Raw genomic sequence first — 7,829 nt, 5'->3', positions numbered from 1 at the left:
GTTCAGTAACAGGTGTCCCACACTGTTGATACTGCATTCGTATTTTTTCTTTTGGGAGTCCTAATTCTATGATATGATCCCTATCTTCTATAGTGTGTTCATCTAAAATAACATCTCCTGTTCTTTTATAATATTCGTCTGCCTCTTTTTGGGTCACAAAATGAATATCTTCTATCTTTTTTGCTTGGTAACGTCCTACTTCTATGACCCTTGCAGTACTATGTAGCCAAACAAAGACTACTCCACCAGGAGCTAAACCTACAGAAATGTTGTATTCTTCTATTGTTGGACTTATGTCTTCTGATCTAGAAGGAGTATATACTTTTTCAGCTAAGAGTTGAGCTATCTTCAGAGAATCTAAAGGCTGATTTTCTAAGAGATATTGACATTTTTCTACATACGAAAGCCAAGAAACATCTAAGTGAGTAGGAACCCCTTTAGCTTCCTCCTCCTCTGAGGAGCCAAAAACACCTGATGTACCTGCTCCTATAGAAAAATGAGGGAAAGGTTCATCATCTTCAAATAGATTAGATTGTCCATTTCCGAACCTACTAGCTCCGTCTTTTCCATATACTACCCCACGATAAACTCTTATAGGATAGCCTGATACCGGTTTTACATAAGCGACCCAATGATATTTTTTATTTATATTTTCTTTTTCTTTCTCCTTACAAGAAGTTAATGATGAAAGTAAAACTAATAGGGTTATGATTATATTTTTCATAATATAATATGTTTAAATCAACCTTTTTAAGATGATTATAAAAGTTATAAAGCATCAGGTTGCCAATGAACTATTGATTTATATTTAAATAATTCATTAGAAATTCATAACAAACATACGACTTTGTATCTACAATCTGAATTAAGCGATATGAATTTGAAAGCCCATTCCAGCCCATAGGTTGATTTGCAAATAATATGAGATTATCTTTTTGATAAACTTCAGCATTTTCGCCATAATCTATAGCTATTTTATCAAAATTTATAGGTAAACTATCTATGAGAATTCTACTAATTTTCATAGTGTTATCATTAATTGTATAGTGTCTCTCATTTGATTTATAATCTAATGCTCTTAATCCTTGTATGAATTTTATCTTATTATTTCCGATAATAAATGTTTCAGAATAAGGATTTTTCTTATCTGTCGCCCAAGGAATAATACTGTCTACTGCTATTTTTTTGAATTGATTGAGATATTTATCTATAGCATTATTCCCTACTAATGATGTTATAGAAACTGTATCTATTATAGATGTTTTATGGATAGAATGGTCATTATTATTTTGTGGTCTCTTATTCGTGTAATTACAAGAAAAGAACACAAAAAGAAGAAAACTTATCAGAATTATTTTTTTTCGTACCATCTTACTATAGTTTATAAAATTAAAACTTATGTAATTTCAATTCAGAAAAAGGTATTTCCTCTATCTTTGAAAGAGATAGTTTATTATTCTTATATTCAAGATAGATATAATACTCATAATTCCCCACAGGTGAATGAGAGAAATTTGTTAGATCTAACTTTAAAAGCGTTTTGTCTTTACGTTTTTGATACTTAATTTGCATAGGAACACAATGATAAATAGTCCTTATGTGTGTAGTATCTAAAATGACAAATTGGTCGTTAAACTGAATTTTTGCTCTCTTTCTACCTAACTTTAAAAGCTCTTCTTTAAGATTTGCATCAAGGAGAGCAAAGGGAGAAGATTTCTCATTGAGATAGTCATTATCTTCTGCCATAAAAAGTTTTATTTTATCTTTAAAGAAAGTTTCTTCAAGCACATAATACCTATTACACAATTTTGTCCCATCTTCTTTACAGTCAAAATTACCATTTTTAGAAGGGATTTCTATAAAATAATAATTATCATCCACTCTTCTAATACTATTTTGTGCACAGCAAGAGAATGCTATGAGCAGGGAAATAGTTAAAAACAGGTTATTTTTCATATCCAATAAAGTATTTTTGTTTTAAGTGCAAAAATAACAAAAAACAGTAAAGAGCCTAATGACAAACAAAAAAATATTTTGCGTATTGTTTCGTATATTAGGGTTTAACGGGGGCGTTTGCAAAACGCCCGTACACAACATGCTTTAAAAGTGGTTGATTATCATAAATACTCATAAATGATAAAGCGACCTTGGGAGTTGGTGGGGACTTTTATTTTCTTTTCGCCTTTGATGAAGTGGAAATTGCGATGTGTTTCCCCATTGTCGATGATGGTGCCGTGCTTTTTGTCTATTTTGATATGGAATTCGTACATATCAGCTTCAAAAGGCAGGTCTTTGCCATAGGTATTATAGCGTTTGTGAGGTATATAACCTTCTGAACCTCCGCTGTAAAACTCCAGAGCGCTACCTCGGTGGTCGTATTTGGTTACATATTCGCCATAATATTTTTCACCTTTTAACGTATAGAGTCTGCTTGGGGCTAAAGAGATGTTTTGACTGGCGAGCAATACATACTTTGCTTTGATGTACTTCACTTGTTGTAAGGAGTCTAAGGCTTGTGGTGAGAGTTGAGCAAAGGTATTGGCAATACAAGCAATAACGAGTAAGAGTGTTAATTTCATAGAGTATAAGTTTTAATATTTTTACATTTCTATCAAATGACCATCAAATAAAAAACTAATTGATTATCAGTGATTTAATTTTTAAAAGGGCTTTTCTATCAAATAACCATCAAATAAAGACTAATTGATAATCAGTGATTTAATTTTTAAAAGGGATTTTCTATCAAATGACCATCAAATAAAAACCAATTGATTATCGGGGTGTGGCGATGTGGATTTAGTATAGCCAATTCTATAATATAAGTATTACCACTGGGGTCTTCTATCTCAGTAGTAATACTCCTGATATTGTTAGAAATTTGTTAGAATGTTACATCTTCAAAAGTTGAACTTTTTTTTATAAAAGTAACTGTATTATTTCCCATATTTGTACTTTTTAAATGCGTTTTTTCAAAACTATTATCTAAGGATATTGTTTTTTGGGTCTCTTCCATAGATTTAACATTCGCTTCTGTAATTGAAAAAGAGAAACTATTAGGATTTGTAGATAAACGCTCTTTAAAAAAAGATATATCAGCATAATTTTCGCCTTTTTTGTATGCTTTTTTTGTGATACTTACTATTCCTTTTTCATCATAAATATAGAAAACTAACCACTTTTCAAAGCCGTCAGCTTGTTGTTTTTGTGTAACTAAAACAGCTTTTAATATTTTGTAGTTGAATCTATATTTACTTTTTGAGCTTACTAAAAATAAATCTTCTAAGAGGAAATAATCCCCTAAACAATCATCTAAGAAATCTAATATTTCACTAATATCTTTTTGCTCTAAAATTTTAGTTTTCAGAAAATTATAGTATTGCTTTTCCAAAAAATACACGTCTTTTTTGTTTACTTCTATTTTATATTTCGAATCAAAGAATTTTAGATTTAATGTTGAGTCATCAACAAATAATGTGGCATTATTATTTTTGGTTATTAGATGTAATTTACAAGAATTATAACTACTTGCATCAGTATAAGCATCATACGACAACGCCTCTTTCCCCTTTTCATATACAAATTGATGAAAAATGGGGAAAGCTACACTATCTTGAGGAATATTATTTTCCCCTTCTATAGTATATTTATCATAAAGCATCCTAAAACGTAATTCTTCCTTTTGAGAATATGCATAAAAGCAACTCAACAATAGTATAAAATATAATTTTTTCATTCCTTTATTCTTTTGATAATTTCCAAAAAATACTTTTGCCTGCTGTTATTGTAGCTATAATTCCATAAATTGTTTTTACTCCTGTTTTATAGTAAAAATCACCTGTTTTCCAATTATCTTTATCTTTGAATACAGCTTCTGGGATTTCATATTTTATAGTCAAACAGAAATGGTTTGCAAAAAATTAGCGTGAGCAGGTGTAGGGGCAAAGTCGTGTAAGCGAGTATGTGAAGCAATTCGCCCTTGAAAAAGAGCAAATAAAGAATTAATCTCTTGTTCTATTTATTTGCGATCTAAAAATGATTGACTATATTGCCTCTTTGCAAGATGATAGTATTGTAAAAATAGTTGAAATGGATCAAAAACAATCAATATGACAAAATTCTTACTAAAATATGCAACTATATTGTTTCCCCTATGGATAGTAGGGTGCAATTATCAAAACAATAGTCAATATACAGAAGTTTCTTCTGTGGAAATACCTATAGATTCATTGCAAATGTTGAAAGATACTATTATGTTAGACGCTTCAACAGAGGGGGAAGAAATTCGTTTGTATATAAATAAAATCACGAATGATACTATTATAGAGAGTGAAATTTTAGGTGAAATGGGTAAAGAAACTTATCGATTTAGTTTTAACAAGCAGCTAAAAGATGCAGAACACATCTTGTATTCTTACAATGTACCTTTTTATCTTGCTAAAGAGAATTTAGAAACTCATATTGATAAGAAAGAAACGCTACATTTTTCTAAAGAAACAGATGTAACCTTAAACAAACAATTTAAGTTCTACCGCAATATTTTACTCCCTACCCCTCACAAAAATGATTGAAAAGTATAAAAAAGAGAGCAAGTTTCTCAGTTTGGTATTGCGACACCACCCCGAGGTGATTGGTATTACCCTTGATGCGCACGGTTGGGCTGAGGTAAATGTGCTCATTAAGCATATCAAGCGAAAGTTTCCAGTATTCAGTCTTAAGATGTTGGAAGAAATCGTCGCTACAGATAACAAACAGCGGTATGCTTTCAGTGAAGATAACACAAGAATACGCGCTAATCAAGGACATTCACTTGCCGTAGAACTAGAATTATTACCCCAAATACCTCCTGACCATTTGTATCACGGTACTGCCAGCAGGTTTGTAGAGAGCATTCTCAAAAGCGGACTCCAAAAGCAAACACGTCAGTACGTACACCTTAGCACTGATATAGAAACAGCTACTAAGGTAGGGAGCCGACATGGCAGCCCCATAATTTTTGAAGTAAATACAAAGGCAATGCACCAAGCAGGATTTATTTTTTATCTCTCTGCCAATGGAGTATGGCTTACGGATAAGGTGCTACCAAAGTATCTATCAGTAGTTGAGTTGTTAGTGTAAGGTATATATAAAATGAATTAGGTAAGAGTAAATTAAATCTGTTTTTATTCTTTAAATATAATCCCTTTTGTAAAATAATCGTATATTTGCATTGAATTTGAATTTCAAAAACTTTATATTATAATGAATATAGATATTAAGGTAAATAATAATCTTGAGACGGTTAACTTTTCTATTGTAAAAAAAGAAGAAACGGACAACCGTTATCTTTTTATCAATAGAGATGACAATCAGATTTTATTGGAAGTAGAGACTGATTTGGAAAATAAAACACTCAAAATAATATCAAAAGAGGTAGATATTGATGAGGAAGAATTTAATGAAATTGTAGGCGATGCTTTTGTTAAAATTATAGAATTGGAGCAATCGGGGATTAATAATTCTGAAGGAAGTATTAGTACTGAATACAAACCTTATGACCCTGAAAAAATAAAAGTATACACTGATAAAATCTCGCTTGCACAAATAAGTGCGATGATAGATAGTAGAGATATAGATCTTACTCCTGATTTTCAGCGCAATTTGGTATGGGATTCCTTTAGAAAATCGAGGCTTATAGAATCTATTCTATTGCGTATTCCCTTGCCAATGTTTTATTTTTCAGAAGATTTGGAAGGGCGCCTTACCATAATAGATGGGTTACAACGCATTTCAACTATTAAAGAGTTTATGGAAAATAAATTCCCCTTAAAGAATTTACAATACTTAGAAAATTGCGAGGGGAGATATTTTAAAGAGGAAGGAAATAAGAAAGGTTTAGAAACTAAATATGTACGTTGGTTTAATCTTACCAATATTTCAGTAAACATCATTGACCCTATTTCTCCTTATCAAGTAAAATACGATATTTTTAGACGTATCAATACGGGTGGAAGACCGCTAAATAATCAAGAGATTAGGAACTGCTTAGCGGGACAAGGATTGCGCGATACGCTTAAAGCAATGGTAAGTACTACTGAGTTTAAAACTGCGACAGATAATAGTGTGAGAAGCACTCGTATGGATGATCAAGAAATAGCCTTACGTTTTTTAGCTTTTGAGGAACTTTTCGGTCGTGATGGTAATATCAATGATTACAGTGGTTATATGGAGAACTTTTTAGATAATTATACTGAACGCCATCAAAAAGATACACCACAAGATTTTGAAGAAAAAATACAGTTATTTGTTAATGCAATGAAGAATGCTGCTTATTTAGTAGGAGGTAGATATGCATTTAGAAAAATTCTAACAGAAAGTATAGGTTCTACTGCCAGAAAACAAATACTAAACAAAGCTCTTTTTGTAGTAACTTCTCTATTGCTTTCACAATATCCTTATGAAGAAGTAACCATCTATAACAAAGAAGGACAGCTTACTGAAATTATAGCTGATAAAATAGCTAAAGATGGTCAACTATATAATTATCTCTCCTATAGCACCAACTCAAAAACCAATATGTTATATATTTTAGATACGTTTAACGAATTATTTACTACAAATATAGAAATATGATAAACTTACACATCCAAAATTTTAAATGTTTTGAAAAAGCTGAAGTACCTATCAACCAACTGACAGTACTGGCAGGAGGGAATGGCAATGGTAAGAGTTCTGTTATTCAGACACTTTTATTACTGAGAAGAACTGTTGAAAAATGTGGAATTTTAAATGATAAAACTTATAAACTAATTAATAAGAATAAAAATAGTATAGAGTTAAACGGGGTATATTGTTTAAACTTAGGTATTAGTAATAATTTGCCACATTCTGAATCAGAACTAATATTTTCTCTAAAAAAAAGAAATAAAAAATTTGAAGTTCTTTATAAAATCAAAACAGATGAGTATCTCCTTTATATTACTCCTGAAATTATAAAGAACACATATGAAGATAACTTTTTATTTTTTAGAGAATTTTATTATTTAAATGCAGAAAGAATAGGTCCTAGAATTTCACAACCACTCAAAGCTCTTGTTTTTACTAATACAGGTTTTCAAGGAGAATACACAGCTCAAGTTATAAGAGAAATGGATGATTCTAAGTTTAAAGTAGACAAAGAGCGTCTTTTTGATACTGATGGGGTTGATAAGTTCTATATCCATGTAAATTCGTGGCTGAAATATATATTAGAAGGGGCTTGTATTAAGGCTTATATTGATAAAGATACACATACATCAAGACTTCAAGTGGAAAATGCTTTTTCAAAAGGTAATCCTACTTCACCTACCAATACTGGTTTTGGAATTAGTTATGCTTTACCTATTATTGTAACTTGTTTATTGGCTGAAAAAGATAGATTTGTAATTATAGAGAACCCTGAAGCGCATTTACACCCTGCGGCACAATCTAAAATAGGTTACTTCTTAGCTAAAATGGCAAATGCTGGGTTGCGTATAGTAGTAGAAACCCATAGCGACCATATTATCAATGGTATACAGTTGGCGGTAGCTAAAAAAGAAATAGAAAGTAGCTCTATTACTATTAATTATTTTGATAAAGGAGAGCTACAGCCGGAAGTACACCGTATCTCAATGAATGAGAAAGGAGAACTTGACAGATGGCCTAAGGGCTTTTTTGACCAAACAGAGATTGACTTTGCCAAACTTATAGAATTACGACGAAAATGAAATTTAACTTTTATTTAGCCACCATAGGATATGAAAAAGCGAGTATTACTGAGTTAGAAGAGAGTTTTATAACTCTCAATAAAATAGCAGTAACGGATGCTAAAC

General features: G+C 31.2%; 10 protein-coding genes. 4 read left to right on the top strand and 6 right to left on the bottom strand.

Annotation, left to right across the window (positions count from 1 at the left end):
- From Q0625_RS13410 to Q0625_RS13385, 6 genes are all read right to left on the bottom strand, one after another.
- On the bottom strand, positions 1-724 hold a 724-nt coding region (locus Q0625_RS13410), incomplete at its 3' end, for a DUF2931 family protein (RefSeq protein ID WP_298828282.1).
- Positions 725-794: 70 nt separating this feature from the next.
- On the bottom strand, positions 795-1,370 hold the full coding sequence (locus Q0625_RS13405) for a hypothetical protein (RefSeq protein ID WP_298828280.1): 576 nt from the start codon (positions 1,368-1,370) through the stop codon (positions 795-797).
- A gap of 19 nt (positions 1,371-1,389) precedes the next feature.
- Positions 1,390-1,956, bottom strand: coding sequence for a hypothetical protein (locus Q0625_RS13400; RefSeq protein WP_298828277.1), 567 nt, complete (start codon positions 1,954-1,956; stop codon positions 1,390-1,392).
- A gap of 161 nt (positions 1,957-2,117) precedes the next feature.
- Entirely contained in the window at positions 2,118-2,579 is a 462-nt protein-coding gene (locus tag Q0625_RS13395; RefSeq protein ID WP_298828274.1) for a hypothetical protein, read from the bottom strand.
- Between the two features lie 302 nt (positions 2,580-2,881).
- Positions 2,882-3,733: a hypothetical protein gene (locus Q0625_RS13390; protein WP_009751396.1), complete on the bottom strand. Its 852-nt coding sequence runs from the start codon at positions 3,731-3,733 to the stop codon at positions 2,882-2,884.
- Positions 3,734-3,737: 4 nt separating this feature from the next.
- Positions 3,738-3,896 (bottom strand): hypothetical protein, encoded by a 159-nt coding sequence (locus Q0625_RS13385; RefSeq protein WP_298828260.1) that lies wholly within the window; start codon positions 3,894-3,896, stop codon positions 3,738-3,740.
- A gap of 210 nt (positions 3,897-4,106) precedes the next feature.
- Between Q0625_RS13385 and Q0625_RS13380 the strand changes: the two genes are divergently transcribed.
- The 4 genes from Q0625_RS13380 (at position 4,107) to Q0625_RS13365 (ending at position 7,724) form a co-directional block, all read left to right on the top strand.
- A complete protein-coding gene (locus tag Q0625_RS13380) occupies positions 4,107-4,568 on the top strand; it encodes a hypothetical protein (protein WP_298828257.1) in 462 nt (153 codons plus the stop codon).
- The gene (locus Q0625_RS13375; RefSeq protein ID WP_298828254.1) at positions 4,561-5,115 is read left to right on the top strand and encodes an RNA 2'-phosphotransferase; all 555 of its coding nucleotides are present in this window, start codon (positions 4,561-4,563) and stop codon (positions 5,113-5,115) included. Before Q0625_RS13380 ends, Q0625_RS13375 begins: the two co-directional genes overlap by 8 nt.
- A gap of 123 nt (positions 5,116-5,238) precedes the next feature.
- Complete coding sequence (locus Q0625_RS13370) at positions 5,239-6,609, top strand: DUF262 domain-containing protein (protein WP_298828251.1); 1,371 nt, start codon at positions 5,239-5,241, stop codon at positions 6,607-6,609.
- On the top strand, positions 6,606-7,724 hold the full coding sequence (locus Q0625_RS13365) for a DUF3696 domain-containing protein (protein WP_298828248.1): 1,119 nt from the start codon (positions 6,606-6,608) through the stop codon (positions 7,722-7,724). Before Q0625_RS13370 ends, Q0625_RS13365 begins: the two co-directional genes overlap by 4 nt.
- Positions 7,725-7,829: the final 105 nt, after the last annotated feature.

This window comes from uncultured Capnocytophaga sp. (assembly GCF_938029845.1).
In the GTDB taxonomy this organism is placed as follows: domain Bacteria; phylum Bacteroidota; class Bacteroidia; order Flavobacteriales; family Flavobacteriaceae; genus Capnocytophaga.
Note: the sequence above shows the minus strand (reverse complement) of the source record. Positions and strands in the feature narration are given on the sequence as shown.